The following is a 13,884-nucleotide window of genomic DNA, read 5'->3' as shown; positions in this document are numbered from 1 at the left end:
GCTTCTAAAGATGTTCGATCATAAAATGAAGCCGGTTTCTGACATTGGCTTCACTCATGCCGGCGTCAAAATCCAGATGGAACAGATTCATATCCGGATAGTCTTTTTTAATGCGGGTCTCCACCCCTTTTGAAATGATGTGGTTTGCAATACAGCCGAACGGCTGTACGCTGATTACATGATTGATTTTCCGGCGGGCCAGCCCGGCGATTTCGCCTGGAATCAGCCACCCTTCTCCAAACTGGTTGGACATGGTCAAAATTTTGGACGCATACCCGGCAATGTCCCGGATATCCTCAAAGGGCGTGGCAAACCTGAATTGTGAAAATATTTTTTGGATTTGCCGGAGGCCGGCCATGATCATCTTTTCAATGGGGATTCCCAGTATATCCGCTGCATTCCTGCGGCGAAGGCCGAGCCGGATATTTTCCTTGTAGTTGACAAGGTCCTGGATAAAGTAATTAATAAGCGGCGGCAGAACCGGCTCAATGCCTTGGCTGATCAGCCAGTTTGCAAGCCCCTGGTTGCCGAAATAATTGTATTTGGCATAAATTTCCCCCACTATGCCCATTTGGGGGATCTCCTTTTGGACAACCGGAATTTGATTAAAATCATGGACTGCCTTTTTCAGCAGGGCGACCAGCTTATTGCTGTTTAAAACCGAGATTTTGTTCAACTGCTTCATGTAATAAAATCTGGTCTTGAGGCTTTGGCCGGGGGGCTTTTCCCGCGGGGCTGTGGCATAATACATGTGGGCCAGGCAGTCAATGGCCATGATGCCCATGCAAAGCGGCCTAAGCCGTCTCAGCCAGTTGACTTTGAACCCCGGCTGGTCCACCAGGGTCTCACCGGCCATGACCACGGAAATAATGGGGATATCTTCGAAACCAGCCCCGATCATGGCCTTTCGAATCAAGCTTAAGTAATTGGAGGCCCGGCACTGGCCCCCGGTCTGGGTAATTCCAATGGCAATTTGGTCAGACCGGTAATGCTCTTTCTGCAACGCTTTGATCACATCACCGACCACAATCGTTCCGGGATAGCAGATGTCGTTGTTGGCATATCTTAGGCCCAAGTCCACAGATTCGCGGTCCGGCGGCGGAAGCAGCTTCATCTCATACCCCATGTTTTTAAAAAGTCCAGGCAGATAAGGGGCATAATCCTCTGAAAAAAACGGGGCCCAGATGGTCCGGTGCCGGTCTGAATGTCCGAACCGGACAAAGGGGGTACGGTTAAGCCGCACTTCTTTCCCACGCCGGGGCACTTTTCCCAGAAACTCCACCATGGACCGCAGCCGCAGCCGGATGGAGCCGGGATTTGAAATTTCATCCACCTTGATTAAGGTATGGTTTTTATGGCCGGTTTTTAAGATTTCCCGGGCTTCGTCAGCCACAACCGCATCCGGGCCGCAGCCAAAGGAATTGAGCTGGACCATCTGAATGTGCCGGGGCTGTCCTGCCACCCATTGGGCTGCATTGTAAATTCGGTTGGGATAGGACCACTGGGTTACCACCTGGGCATCAGTCAGTGCTGCCGGATCCTTTGGCAGGGCATCCTCTGTGATGATATCTGCACCCAGCCGGGTTAAAATTTCAGGAAGCTTGTGGTTGACCAGGCTGTCCAGGTGGTAGGGCCGGCCGGCCAGGACAATGAGCAAAGATTCTTCCCTTTGGGATGTTTCAATAATTTCTGCCGCTTTTTTTTGTATCTGTGCATTGAATTCATCCCAGGCCCGGCAAGCCTTTTTAAATGCCGGACGAACCGCTTTTTTTTGAACGCCTAAGCTTTGCAGATACCGGGAACAGGCTTGTTCAAGCAGGCCCACATCATTGAACGCCACCACGGGCCGGTCAAAGGGGATGCCGAACCGTTCGAGGGGGGATACGGCACTTTCAATCACGTCCGGGTAGCTGGTAACGATTGGACAGTTATAGGTATTCGTCTCCCCGGGAAATTGTTTTTTTTCGTACACCACCATGGGAAAGAAAATCCGGTCCACCTGCTGGTCTGCCAGATCCCGGATATGCCCGTGCACCAGCTTGGCCGGAAAGCAGATATTATCCGACATCACCGTTCCCAGCCCTTTTTCACTCATTTTCATGGTGGAGGCACCGGACAGGCAGATATTGATGCCGCAGGCCGTGAATAGCGCATGCCAGAATACAAAGTTGTCGTACATATTAAGCACCCTGGGAATTCCCAGGGTCAACCGCGGTGTTTTGTGGGGGGTAAGCGCCCTGTTGAACATGGCATTGGTTTTATAAACGGCAAAATCAAAGCCTGTGCGCCGGGTTTCTCCTTCAGCGGAGAAATGCTTTTCACATTTATTCCCGGCAAAAAATGTTTTCCCGTTGGAAAAGTCAAACCGGGTGATCCGGCAGGCATTTTCACACCCTTTGCAATTCGTCTGCCGGGTGGTATAACGGCCTGCCTGTTCCAAACCGGCAAGTCCGGGGAAAGCCGTTTCCGGTTTGTTCTGTGCTTCATAGGCCTGCCGGGCAGTTAAGGCCGTACCAAACGCCCCCATCAGTTCCGGAATCTGTGTGGTCAGCACCTTTTTGCCCGTCATCTGTTCCATGGCCCGGACAATGGACAAATTTTTAAATGTCCCGCCCTGAAGGACAATGTGGTCGCCGATTTCAGCCATGGTTTTAAGCTTGAGCACTTTAAACAGGCAATTTTTAATCACCGAATAGGAAAGCCCGGCACTGATGTCGGACACGCGGGCATTTTCCCGCAAAGACTGCTTGATTTTTGAATTCATGAACACCGTGCACCGGGTGCCCAGGTCACAGGGTGCAGATGCCCGGCAGGCCAGACAGGCAAATGTTTCAATATCGTAATCAAGGGACCCGGCTAGGGTTTCCAGAAAAGAGCCGCAACCAGAAGAGCAGGCTTCATTGACTTCAATGCGGCTGATGGCCCCGTTGTCCATAAAAATGGCCTTCATGTCCTGGCCCCCGATATCAAGGATAAAGGAGACATCCGGGTCCACAAACCGGGCCGCGGTGTAATGGGCCAGGGTTTCCACAATTCCCTGGTCCATGTTCAGGGCTGCCCGGATCAAATCTTCGCCATACCCTGTGACGGCTGTGCGTGCAATTTTCAGGTCCGGGTGAAAGGATGCCACCGCGTCCCTGAACATGAAAAGTCCTTTAATTACCGTTTTTACCGGGTTGCCGCTATTGTTCTCATACCAGGAGAACAGCACTTGCCTTTGTTCGCCAATCACCACGATTTTGGTGGTTGTGGAACCTGAGTCCACACCCAGAAAACAGATGTCACCCTGGTATTCGGAAAGCGGGCACATGGGGACGTGGGCAATGCCGACAGTTTTTTTCCATTCCTTGAAATGCACTTGGCTGTCAAACAGGGGGGCAATGCGGTCTTTGCTCCCTTCGGTCTCATTTTGATGCATTTCCAGCAGGGAAATCAACTCCCTGATCCGCTTTGGTTTTGCCGGACATTTGTCAAACAGGGCCGCTCCCTGGGCCGGTACCAGCTGGGCATGGTCCGGCATCACCATCTGATCCCTGGAAATATTGAGCACCCGCAAAAATACATTGACCAGCTCGGGAAGGTAGGTGAACACCCCGCCGCACAGCAAAATTTCAGGGCGGATCTCCCGTCCCCTGGCCAGGGCATTGATGCATTGAATGGCCACGGCATGAAAAATGGAAGCCGCAATATCCGTGTGCGGAATATTTCGGCTGAACATGTTCTGGACATCTGTTTTTGCAAATACGCCGCACCTTGAGGCCACAGGATAGATATGGTCAAACCCGGCTGCCAGGTCATTGAGCCGGGAGGGTGTGATATCCAGAAGCGTGGCCATCTGATCGATAAATGAGCCTGTTCCCCCGGCACAGCTCCCGTTCATCCGGATATCCGGGGGCCGGCCCGGCTCAAAAAAAATGATTTTGGTGTCTTCCCCGCCGATATCCACGGCAGTTTGCACTTGCGGGTATTTTGCCTTAACAAGGGTATGGGCGGCAATGACCTCCTGTACAAAAGGAAGGCCTGTTTTATTTGCCGTTCCCAGGGCCACTGAGCCCGTAAGTTTCAGGTCAAGGCGGACATCCGGAAACAGGCCTTCAATCCGGTGGAAAAATGCCAGTGCGGTTTTATATACTTGGGCGTGGTGCCGTTGATACTCTGAAAAGACAAGCGCGCCGGCATCATCCAGTAAAACAATTTTGGCGGTTGTTGAGCCGATATCCAGTCCGGCTCTGTATATTTTCAGTGAACTCATCTGTAGTTCCAGCCGTTAATCTCAATCCCGATTCAGGGTGTTTGCTTTAAAATTTTGAACCCTTGTTTCTCATTTTTACTTTAATTCTTAGATTATCTATTTAGTTTAAAATGAATTTAGTTTAAAATGATTTTAAACTAAATTCAAGGGAATCTTAACCTTTATAGGATAACGGCTTAATTTTATGAGTAAAAAGCGGCGCAGGGATGGGGAGGCCACCCGGGATCGGCTTCTTGAAGCAGCGGGGACCTTGATTGCGCAACAAGGCTTCGCCCATACAACAAACAGGGCTATTGCAGAAAAAGCAGGCGTTGACCTTGCCACTATCAACTATCATTTCGGGGGACGTGACGGACTGTACCAGGTGGTAATGGCCGAAGGGCACAGGCATTTTATAGATATTACCCAGCTTGCGGCACTGGATGAAAGCCCAATGGCCCCCCGGGAAAAACTTGCCCGCATCCTTGAACAGCTCATGACAACACTGATGGAAGAACCGGGATGGCAGGCGCAAATTTTTGTGCGGGAACTGTTTGCACCGTCTAAAAACGTCAAAACTATTTTTCAAACTGTTATCCTGCCAAAGAAACAGTATTTTCAGAAAATAATCCACCAGATTACGGGAATACCGGAGGATGACTTTGCCATACAAAGATGTTTAATGAATATCATGAGCCCCTGCCTGATGCTTCTGGTATCGGGCAGCGGTATAAAAACCCCCATTGAAGGAATATTGAAAACGGACAGCAACAAGGCACTTATCGGCCATCATATCCGTTTCTGCCTGGCCGGGCTGGATGCTGTCAGGGACGATTACTTTAACCACAAGTGATACAGCCCTGTCACACCTTTTTCTATTTTCTATAGCGCATGTCACCCCCTCTTCCACATCGCATGAAAATGGTGGACCGGTCCATGTCCCGAGCCGGTTTGGATATCGGCACCGGCTTTTAATGCCTCGGTGATATAGGTTTTTGCCTCGGCCACGGCTGTTTTCAGATCAAGTCCCCGGGCAAGGCCGGCGGCAATGGCTGATGACAGGGTGCACCCCGTACCGTGGCTGTTTTTTGTGTCCACCCGGTCTGCCGTATAGCGGGTTGTCTGTCCGGATGCGGCTTCATAGAGCAGATCAATGCCCGGTCCAGACGCCAGATGACCTCCTTTGACCAGCACATTGGCTGCGCCAAGATCTGCCAGGGCCACGGCAGCATCTTCCATTTTATCCGGGGTATCGACGGTTCTGCCCAAAAGCACCGAGGCCTCGGGCAGGTTCGGGGTAATCACCGTGGCCAGGGGCAACAGGTGATTTGTCAGTGCGGCCACGGCATCTTCCCTGAGCAGCTTGTCACCGGATTTTGAGATCATCACCGGGTCCAGCACCACATTGGGGCATTGCCATTGTTTGAGTTTTTTTGCCACTGTTTCAATGACCTCAGGGGAGTGCAGCATGCCGATTTTCACGGCATTGGTGCCGATATCCGACATCACGGCATCAATCTGTTCCCCGATGAATGCCGGGGGTACAGGGAAAATACCGGTGACCGAATGGGTGTTCTGGGCCGTGAGTGCCGTGATGGCGGACATGCCGAATACCCCTAAAGCACTGAAGGTTTTCAAGTCTGCCTGAACTCCGGCCCCGCCGCCGCTGTCCGAACCTGCGATGGTTAATGCGCGATAGTATGTTTTCATAAGTTTTAAAGTACCTTTGATTGAAATTTATAAAAGCGGCCTGCAAACCAAATGATTTGCTCAGACCCAGGACCTCAAGCACAATTTGTTACCAGGCTCGTTGTTAGGCAATGCCGCAGGGGGATGGAGGAGAGAGAAGGAAAAAAGCTTCCCTTCGCCGGTATGATCCGGATCAGGTTCCAAGGGTCAAAACAGGGGTTATCTGTTTTCTCTCAGCCGAATGCCTTCGGCGCCCCCAGCCTTCCATTGACTATGCAGTTGAAAAAGACTGTAGCACTGCGTCTGTACTGTGTCAAACCATGAAACTAACAAAAAAACAGGACAATCGCCTGTATCTTGTCTGTAGTTTATCTGTTTATCAATCCAAATTTTAAAATTAAATTGTTGGCTGGACCTTTTGGTTCAAGATCGGATCAAAGAGCGTCTCATCATAGCAAACTAGTTCCACGGAATTACCATCAGGATCGTACAGATAAATAGACCGCCATCCAAATGGTGGATGTTCACCGGACTGAACTGTGATGCCAATATTTTCCAGCCTGCTACGCTCCTTGGTAAATGCAGCTTTATCCAGCACAAAAGCAAAATGATGTAATGTGCCGGAACCTGAATCTGCTATGTTTTTCTGCATATTTTTCGGCCCGCTGTACTCGTGCGTTTTGTCAAATATCGCCAGTAACTGTGGATGCCCTTCAACGTCGTCATCAATTTTAAAAAAATTTGCGCTGCCGAAGGATGCAAATAATTCCAGCCCGATTACTTCACGGTAGAATCCCACCATTTTTCTGTAATTCTCACTTCTTAGAACGATTTCTCCAAGACGTTTTCGTTGTGTGCTCATTGTCGTATCTCCTAAACTTGTTATTAAGAGACTAACTTGGCATAAATTAATTACTTAATGGAGAGGTGTCAACGCCGGTATTGATTTTTTGAAAACGCATGAGATCGTTTATTTTTCTAGGTTATCTCAAATATTTGAGATCAAGAGAATCACAACTTTGAAAATCTCAATCGAGTGCGGTGATATTCATTCAAAAAAATTTCTATTGTTTATGTGTTAAGTGGGCGATTTTTTAATATTCATCTTTTTCATTCTGGCAGAGAGTGTCGTTGGCTTGAGGCCCAGAAGATCAGCGGCACCGCTGTTTCCATATATTTTCCAATCACTTTTTTCCAGTGCGGCGATAATATTTTGCCTTTCTCGCTGTTTCATTTCAGATTCCGGTAAAACCTCATATTCATCAGACGATGTATCCGGGACAATGGTCCTTTTACCTGAGTAACCAGGGATTCTTTCCTCGTCCTTAAGTTCAAAATGATATGAATTTCCTTGTATTAGTATTACAGCGCGTTCAATAACATTTTGCAGTTCACGGACATTTCCCGGCCAATCGTAATTTTGAAGCTGCCTGAAATTGGGTGCAGACAAACGTGGCAGTTTTCGATTGCTCCTTTTTTTGATTAATCCTAAAAAATGCTCAGCAAGGAGCGGTATATCAACTTTTCGTACCTTAAGCGGAGGGACCTCTATAGGAAAAACATTCAGGCGATAATAAAGGTCCTGACGGAAGCGGCCCCTTTCTGCTGCTTTCTTTAGATTCTGATTGGTCGCAGCGATGATACGAACATCGACCTGTCGCGTAACTTCTTCTCCGACCCGTTCGTACTGGCCTTCCTGAAGCACCCGTAATAATTTACTCTGCAGATCAAGCGGGATTTCTCCAACTTCATCAAGAAAAAGTGTGCCGTCATTGGCCGCTTCAAATCTCCCGGCTCTGTCTTTGATCGCACCGCTGAAAGCACCTTTGACATGACCGAAAAATTCACTTTCATACAATTCCCTGCTGATGGAAGCACAATTTACTTTTATCAGAGGATACTTGCTTCGCAAGCTTCGTTTGTGGATCTCCCGGGCAACGAGTTCTTTGCCTGTTCCGCTTTCTCCCAGGATAAGGACGCTTGCATCTGTGGGGGCCACGAGGTCAACTTGTTTCATAACGTTTTTCATGGCATCGCTTTCTCCCACGATGTCACCAAAAGCGCGCGCTTCTTTTACCTCGTCATGTAAATATGAACATTCTAAAGCAAGCTGCTCCTGCAAGCGCTGGATTTTTTCAAAAGCCTGTGCATTGACGATTGAGGCGGCCGCATGGTTTGCAATCATCCGCATCCAGACCAGTTCTTCGTGCGTTAACTGAATACGTGTAAAGACTGCCAAAACGCCCAGGACCTCATTTTTGTGGATCAGCGGTTGTCCTCCGAATCCGAGTATCTCTTCTTCGCGGGCCCAGTCAGGTCTGGCAAGCCATCCTGATTCTTTTTTTACATCCTGCACTTCCACAGCTTTTCCATTGGCGGCAATCCATCCGACTTTACGATGGCCGAGGGGAAACCGGCTGAAATCTCCATCAAGGCGGGACCAGTCAGCATCCCTGTCAACCAGGGAATTGCCCTGGCTTGCCATCAGATGAAGGCATTTTTCGTTACCATCACAGATCTGTTCTTTGTTTGGACAGGGGCACCCTCCTTTCCGGATCAGCCAGATCCGGGCCAGGGCGACATGAGGACGTTGAGCAAGCTGTCGGACGATCAGTTTCAAAAGAGGGGCGACAGCATGTTCACTGGCCATCTCAAGGAGAAGGGCTTTTAATGATTCGTACTCTGGCGTGTAATCAGAATTCATAACCACAGACTATATAAAATTTCGTTATTTAACCACAAAATTTTGTGAATCACAATTTTTTGTGGCCCTTGACTATGTGTATACATATCAAAAATATGTAATAAAAATATATAGTTAACATAAATTTAATCACCTGGCACATTCTTTGAAATAATAGATATCCAAACGCAGAAAAGCAAAACCGAATGCGTTTGAGGAACACACTTGAAATAACGGCCATGGGCCGACCTGACATAACAACTGCCAGACATAGCCCACAACAAAGCTTGAAAGATCTGAGTAAGTTACCCGGACTTTCTTAAAAAACAAGGAGGTAAAGATGTCTGATCAAGAATATATCAAGAATCCTGCTTATTCCGAGCCTGAAAACCCAGGCCTGCCGCCAGGCGATATGGTGCTTGATCCCCATAGATCCGCGTTGGTCGTCATTGACCCGCAGAACGATTTTTTGCATGAAACCGGTGTAGCATGGGAAGTTGTCGGGGAGTCCGTGACGGAACACAATGTTGTGCAGCATCTTGGGGACCTGTTCAAGGCCGCAAAAGAAACGTCTTTGCCGGTCTTCATCTCGCCGCATTACTACTTTCCCCATGATCACAAGTGGAAATTTGAGGGTGCCTTGGAAAAAGTGATGCACGCTATCGGTATGTTCGATCGTCCCGGACCACTGGATGTAAGCGGTTTAAATAAGTCCGGCGCCGACTTTGTCGAACAGTACAAGCCATACATAAACGATGGAAAGACCATTGTTACTTCACCCCACAAGGTATATGGACCGGAACAGAACGACCTTGTCCTGCAGCTGCGCAAACAACATATTGACCAGGTGATCCTGGCCGGGATGTCTGCGAATCTTTGTGTGGAAAGCCATATGCGGGCCTTGCTTGAGGCCGGCTTCGAAGTGGCTGTGGTCAAGGATGCCACTGCAGGGGCCATCATCCCGGAAGGAGACGGCTATCTTGCCGCCCTGATCAATTTCCGCATGATAGCCAATGCGGTCTGGTCTACAAAAAAGGCCGTTGAAATAATTAAAGGCCTTGATATGCAAGAAACGCGGCGCAGCGCATAGCACATGCTGGCCGCAAGGATCCGGAAAGAATCCGGTTCCGGAATTATAAGACCCAATGAAAATTAAATAACTTTGGAGGATGTCATGAAAAAACTATTAACTCTTATGATTGCATTCAGCAGTCTCTGGCTCATGTCCACATCTGCAGCGGCAGATGCAACTAAAACCATTAAGATCGTTGAACGGCCGGGTTATTTTGAAACCTGGGGAAATGTTTTTGATATTCCGGCAGGAAAATACAAATTCATCGTGAAAAACATGTCGGGCAAAGATGCCGGGTTCGTCTTTAACGAGGGACAGAATAATGTCACGACAGATAAGACAAGTATGAAGGTCATTCTGCTTAGAGATGGTGAGGAAGACAGTTTTACGCTCAATTTGAAAAAAGGTAATTATTCTTATTTCTGCCCTATTATTCCCACACCACCGTACCCGCTGCGTGTTAAATGATAGAAAAACTTCATGGGCCGGTTTCGTGGTTCGCCATGCCGGCCCATGATTCAATTCCCAATGACCATGAAACGACCATTGAAAAAAATACAGGTCAAATTACGAGAAAAGCAATCCGGAACGCTCCGCACGTATGCGGAGCATAAAATGCCAAGGTGTGGCGATCAGTTTTTTTTTGGGAAACATCCACCCTTGAATGACAGCGGGGTAAATTTTATGGAACGCAAAACAGCAGGCTCTCCTCTTCATGAGGGAGAAATAGCGGTGCAAAAGCGTGTTGGTGTTCTTGAAGAGGTAACCTAAAATATGGAGGTCAATAAACCTGCCCAAACCGCCGTCTTACCGGCGGCAGGTCATTTTTAGATTCCGTCTCAGCGTTTGAAGGCCATGAGACGGTTGAAAATGCTTTTCACCGTCGGTGTCAGTCGCGAGCGGTTGTAGGCATCGCCGCATTGGCGGATGGCCTCGGCCGCCGTCGGATAGGGGTGGATGACGCTGGCCAGTTTGCCCAGCCCCATGCCGGCCTGCATCGCCACACTGACCTCGCTGATCATGTTGCCGGCATGGCTGCCGACAATCGTTGCCCCAAGGATCTGATCCTTGCCTTTTTTGACGTGAATCTTTACAAATCCTTCGGTCTCCCCATCAACGATGGCCCGGTCCACATCGTCAAAAGCCCGACTGATGGTGGTGTATTCAATCCCGCGTTTTTCCAGGTCTTTCTCGTAGAGCCCGACATGGGCGACTTCGGGATCCGTGTAGGTTGCCCATGGAATGAGCAGATCGGAGAACCTGTCACGGCCGTAAAAAAGGGCGTTGCGGATCACAAGGCGGGCCCCGAAGTCCGACATGTGCGTAAACTGGTACTTGCCGGCCACATCACCCACGGCATACACATCCGGGTTGGTCGTTTGCAGCCGGTCGCTGACGGTAACGCCCATGCGATCGTCATACTCAATGCCGGCCGCTTCCAGTCCGAGGCCGGCAATGTTCGGCTTGCGGCCGGTTGCGACCAGAAGCGCATCAAACTCCAGAGATCGTTCTCCATGAGGATCTTCCACCACCACGATCACCGGGGGGGTACCCCCTTTGCTGTCAACCCTTTTGAACGTGAGATGATAGGCAAAGGCCACCCCGTCCTTTTCCAGCGCAGTCTCCACAACCCTGGCAGCCTCCGGATCCTCCCTGGGCAGGATCTTGCCGCCGCGCGATAGAACCGTTACCTGGGATCCAAGGCGCTGGAATGCCTGGGCCATTTCCATACCGATGGGACCGGCACCGATGATGCCCATGCGTTCCGGCAATTCCGTCAGATTAAAAACCGATGCATTGGTCAGATAGGGCGCCTGCTTCAGGCCCGGGATCGGGGGAACGGCCGCCGTGCCTCCCGTGGCTACCACCGCTTTGGTGAATTTGAGGGTCTGACCGTTGACATTGATCGTGTTCCTGCCGGTGAAGCGGCCTTTGCCCATGAAAACATCCACGCCGAGCTTTTCGGTGTAACGCTGGGCCGAATCGACCGGTGCAATGTCTGCCCGCAGCCGGCGCAGCCGTTCCATAACGGCACCAAAGTCCACCGAGACCTCGCCGCTGATGTTTACGCCGAATTCGGAAGCCTTGCGAACGGCTGCCGCCGCCTTGGCGCAGCGCAGCAATGCCTTGGACGGCACGCAGCCCACCGTCAGGCAGTCGCCCCCCAACAGGTGCGACTCAATCAACGCGACCCGCGCCCCGACACCTGCCGCACCCGCCGCGGAAACCAGTCCCCCGGCGCCGGCACCGATCACCACCAGGTTATACGAGGACTTGGGTTTTGGATCGACCCACACCTTGGGGTGGAGCAAGTCCAGCATGCGGATATTATAGCTGTCGAGCGGCGACACGCCGCAGGCGTTAAGATCGACCTGCTCAAAGGACGCAAGATCCGGATCACGCTCAGGAATATCCGGCTGAAGGGTCATCGACCGGTCCTGCAGGCTCGTCAGCGGAGCCAAAAAGTCGGTCCAGCTGACCGCACTGCCATCGGGCTTACGTCCCACAGTGCCGTGGTCTTCATCTGCAACGAACCGGTAAAACAATTTCTCGTTTTTGAAAGAGTGTTCGTCCAGTACATGATGAAACACCCCTGCATCCAGCAGCATATTGCCGATATGCACGGCGTTTTCGGCGTCAAGCGCAATGCCCGCCTCTACGAGCTGGGCGACCGCTTCACTGCCCACAAAACACTTCGGGTATATCTTTGACGGAAAACCATAGGTGCGGTCCCGGACGTCGAACAGCCCTTTGATCCGCGCGGTGAGGTCATCAAGGCTTTTATCGTCGAAGCGGGCCTTTAATTCGTCGTTATTTTCTGTTTTCATCGCTGTCTCCTTATTTTCTCATCCTCCGGATTGCTGGATAAGTTTGGCCACAAGCCCGGTCCAACCGGTCTGATGGGAGGCGCCCAGTCCGGCCCCGTTGTCACCATGGAAGTACTCGTGGAACTGCACGAGATTTTGCCAGTGGGCATCATCCTGAAAAATCCGCTGCCCCCCGTAGATGGGGCGCCCGCCGTCGCCGTTAGGTAAAAACAGGTTGATCAGACGCCGGGACAATTCAGTGGCCACCTCACCAAGGGTCATCATTTGCCCGGATCCGGTGGGGCATTCCACTTTCAATCTATCTGCATAGTAATGATCGTATTTTTGCAGGGATTCGATCAACAGGAAATTGATGGGAAACCAGATCGGACCGCGCCAATTGGAATTGCCCCCAAACAGACCGTTTTCAGACTCGGCCGGCTGGTAGGTGATGGTGTGGGCCCGGCCGTTCACTTTTAAAAAATAGGGTGTTGTCTGGTGAAATTTCGATACCGAACGAATACCGAACGGGGATAAAAATTCGTTTTCATCCAGCATCGGTTTCAGGGTCCGGATCAGCCGCTCGCGATTGACCACCGACAGAAGCCGACGGGCATGCTCGCCTTCGGCTTTGACACAGGACACATCGCCGCTGTCCCTCAGATAAAGCCGGTTTTCATAGAACCAGTTCAGACGCCGTTTAAAGTCCGGCATGCGGTTTACCAGATCGGACTCCAGGGTTTCCACCACCAGCAGCGGCATCAAGCCGACCAGAGATCGGACTTTTAATCTGGCATACCCCCCATCCGGCAGGTGCAGAACATCGTAAAAGAATCCGTCCGCCTCGTCCCACAGGCTGTGTCCGCCGTGGCACGCGTCCGTCATGGCATGGGCGATCCGCAAAAAGTGCTCAAAGAATTTGCTTGCGGTGTCCTGATAAACCGGGTTGTCCCCGGCCAGTTCCAGGGCAATCTTCAACATGATCAAGCAGTAAAAGCCCATCCAGGAAGTCCCGTCGGACTGATCAATGTGGCCGCCGGTGGGCAGCGGGGCACTGCGGTCAAACACACTGATATTGTCCAGGCCCAGAAAGCCGCCCTGGAACACGTTGTGTGTGCCGGGCACGGCACATGTTCTTAAAAGTGAGTCAAATGTATAGAATTCCAATACATTTGGCAAGTCTTAGACCCAGCCTGATGGAGGCGAAGGGTGTAGTGGTATGGCAAGGGGGTACCGGTGACGGCACTTCTGAAGGAAGCCGTCCTGCCGAGGCAGGGCACCACAAAAGTACGGGGTGACGAACAGAAATCGGGTGTGAGGCGCACATACCGGGACGAGCCTGCACAACAAGGTAAAGTCCTCTATCCATTACAGGGTATGTCCGTAAACTCGGCATTCACGT

The 13,884-nt window shown here is 50.7% G+C and carries 10 protein-coding genes and 1 riboswitch; of the genes, 4 read left to right on the top strand and 6 right to left on the bottom strand.

The annotated features are described in order from the left end of the window. Nucleotides 1–4 precede the first annotated feature (4 nt). Entirely contained in the window at nt 5–4,252 is a 4,248-nt protein-coding gene (locus B147_RS0105720) for an acyl-CoA dehydratase activase-related protein (RefSeq protein WP_020586274.1), read from the bottom strand. A gap of 184 nt (nt 4,253–4,436) precedes the next feature. On the opposite strand from B147_RS0105720, the gene B147_RS0105715 reads away from it, so the two are divergent. Continuing rightward, nucleotides 4,437–5,084 (top strand): TetR/AcrR family transcriptional regulator, encoded by a 648-nt coding sequence (locus B147_RS0105715; protein WP_020586273.1) that lies wholly within the window; start codon nt 4,437–4,439, stop codon nt 5,082–5,084. Nucleotides 5,085–5,125: 41 nt separating this feature from the next. Here B147_RS0105715 and thiD read toward each other — a convergent pair whose 3' ends face one another. From thiD to B147_RS0105695, 3 genes are all read right to left on the bottom strand, one after another. Continuing rightward, complete coding sequence (gene thiD / locus B147_RS0105710; protein WP_020586272.1) at nt 5,126–5,941, bottom strand: bifunctional hydroxymethylpyrimidine kinase/phosphomethylpyrimidine kinase; 816 nt, start codon at nt 5,939–5,941, stop codon at nt 5,126–5,128. Nucleotides 5,942–6,073: 132 nt separating this feature from the next. Then, nucleotides 6,074–6,188, bottom strand: a riboswitch (TPP riboswitch). Between the two features lie 129 nt (nt 6,189–6,317). After that, nucleotides 6,318–6,782: a VOC family protein gene (locus B147_RS0105700; protein ID WP_020586270.1), complete on the bottom strand. Its 465-nt coding sequence runs from the start codon at nt 6,780–6,782 to the stop codon at nt 6,318–6,320. Nucleotides 6,783–6,998: 216 nt separating this feature from the next. Next, nucleotides 6,999–8,624, bottom strand: coding sequence for a sigma-54-dependent Fis family transcriptional regulator (locus B147_RS0105695; RefSeq protein ID WP_020586269.1), 1,626 nt, complete (start codon nt 8,622–8,624; stop codon nt 6,999–7,001). A 319-nt stretch (nt 8,625–8,943) separates the two neighbouring features. Here B147_RS0105695 and B147_RS0105690 point away from each other — a divergent pair, with 319 nt between their 5' ends. From B147_RS0105690 to B147_RS0105680, 3 genes are all read left to right on the top strand, one after another. Further along, nucleotides 8,944–9,693 (top strand): cysteine hydrolase family protein, encoded by a 750-nt coding sequence (locus tag B147_RS0105690; protein WP_020586268.1) that lies wholly within the window; start codon nt 8,944–8,946, stop codon nt 9,691–9,693. An 84-nt stretch (nt 9,694–9,777) separates the two neighbouring features. After that, nucleotides 9,778–10,143, top strand: coding sequence for a cupredoxin domain-containing protein (locus B147_RS0105685; RefSeq protein ID WP_020586267.1), 366 nt, complete (start codon nt 9,778–9,780; stop codon nt 10,141–10,143). 78 nt (nt 10,144–10,221) lie between these two features. Beyond that, nucleotides 10,222–10,446, top strand: a complete 225-nt coding sequence (locus B147_RS0105680) for a hypothetical protein (protein WP_157237795.1) — start codon at nt 10,222–10,224, stop codon at nt 10,444–10,446. A gap of 68 nt (nt 10,447–10,514) precedes the next feature. Here the strand turns inward: B147_RS0105680 and B147_RS0105675 are convergent, their stop codons facing one another. Both B147_RS0105675 and B147_RS0105670 read right to left on the bottom strand, forming a co-directional pair. Next, nucleotides 10,515–12,503, bottom strand: a complete 1,989-nt coding sequence (locus tag B147_RS0105675) for an FAD-containing oxidoreductase (RefSeq protein WP_020586265.1) — start codon at nt 12,501–12,503, stop codon at nt 10,515–10,517. A gap of 18 nt (nt 12,504–12,521) precedes the next feature. Continuing rightward, nucleotides 12,522–13,607: an MGH1-like glycoside hydrolase domain-containing protein gene (locus B147_RS0105670; RefSeq protein ID WP_211216917.1), complete on the bottom strand. Its 1,086-nt coding sequence runs from the start codon at nt 13,605–13,607 to the stop codon at nt 12,522–12,524. Nucleotides 13,608–13,884: the final 277 nt, after the last annotated feature.

Source organism: Desulfobacter curvatus DSM 3379, from assembly GCF_000373985.1.
GTDB classification, from domain to species: Bacteria; Desulfobacterota; Desulfobacteria; order Desulfobacterales; family Desulfobacteraceae; genus Desulfobacter; species Desulfobacter curvatus.
The sequence above is the reverse complement of the archived record's forward strand: the minus strand, read 5'-3'. Positions and strand labels throughout refer to the sequence as shown.

Excerpts from the sequence above, each read along its gene's own strand:
- B147_RS0105720 (WP_020586274.1), bottom strand. The coding sequence starts at position 4,252 with ATGAGTTCACTGAAAATATACAGAGCCGGACTGGATATCGGCTCAACA.
- B147_RS0105715 (WP_020586273.1), top strand. The coding sequence starts at position 4,437 with ATGAGTAAAAAGCGGCGCAGGGATGGGGAGGCCACCCGGGATCGGCTT.
- thiD (WP_020586272.1), bottom strand. The coding sequence starts at position 5,941 with ATGAAAACATACTATCGCGCATTAACCATCGCAGGTTCGGACAGCGGC.
- B147_RS0105700 (WP_020586270.1), bottom strand. The coding sequence starts at position 6,782 with ATGAGCACACAACGAAAACGTCTTGGAGAAATCGTTCTAAGAAGTGAG.
- B147_RS0105695 (WP_020586269.1), bottom strand. The coding sequence starts at position 8,624 with ATGAATTCTGATTACACGCCAGAGTACGAATCATTAAAAGCCCTTCTC.
- B147_RS0105690 (WP_020586268.1), top strand. The coding sequence starts at position 8,944 with ATGTCTGATCAAGAATATATCAAGAATCCTGCTTATTCCGAGCCTGAA.
- B147_RS0105685 (WP_020586267.1), top strand. The coding sequence starts at position 9,778 with ATGAAAAAACTATTAACTCTTATGATTGCATTCAGCAGTCTCTGGCTC.
- B147_RS0105675 (WP_020586265.1), bottom strand. The coding sequence starts at position 12,503 with ATGAAAACAGAAAATAACGACGAATTAAAGGCCCGCTTCGACGATAAA.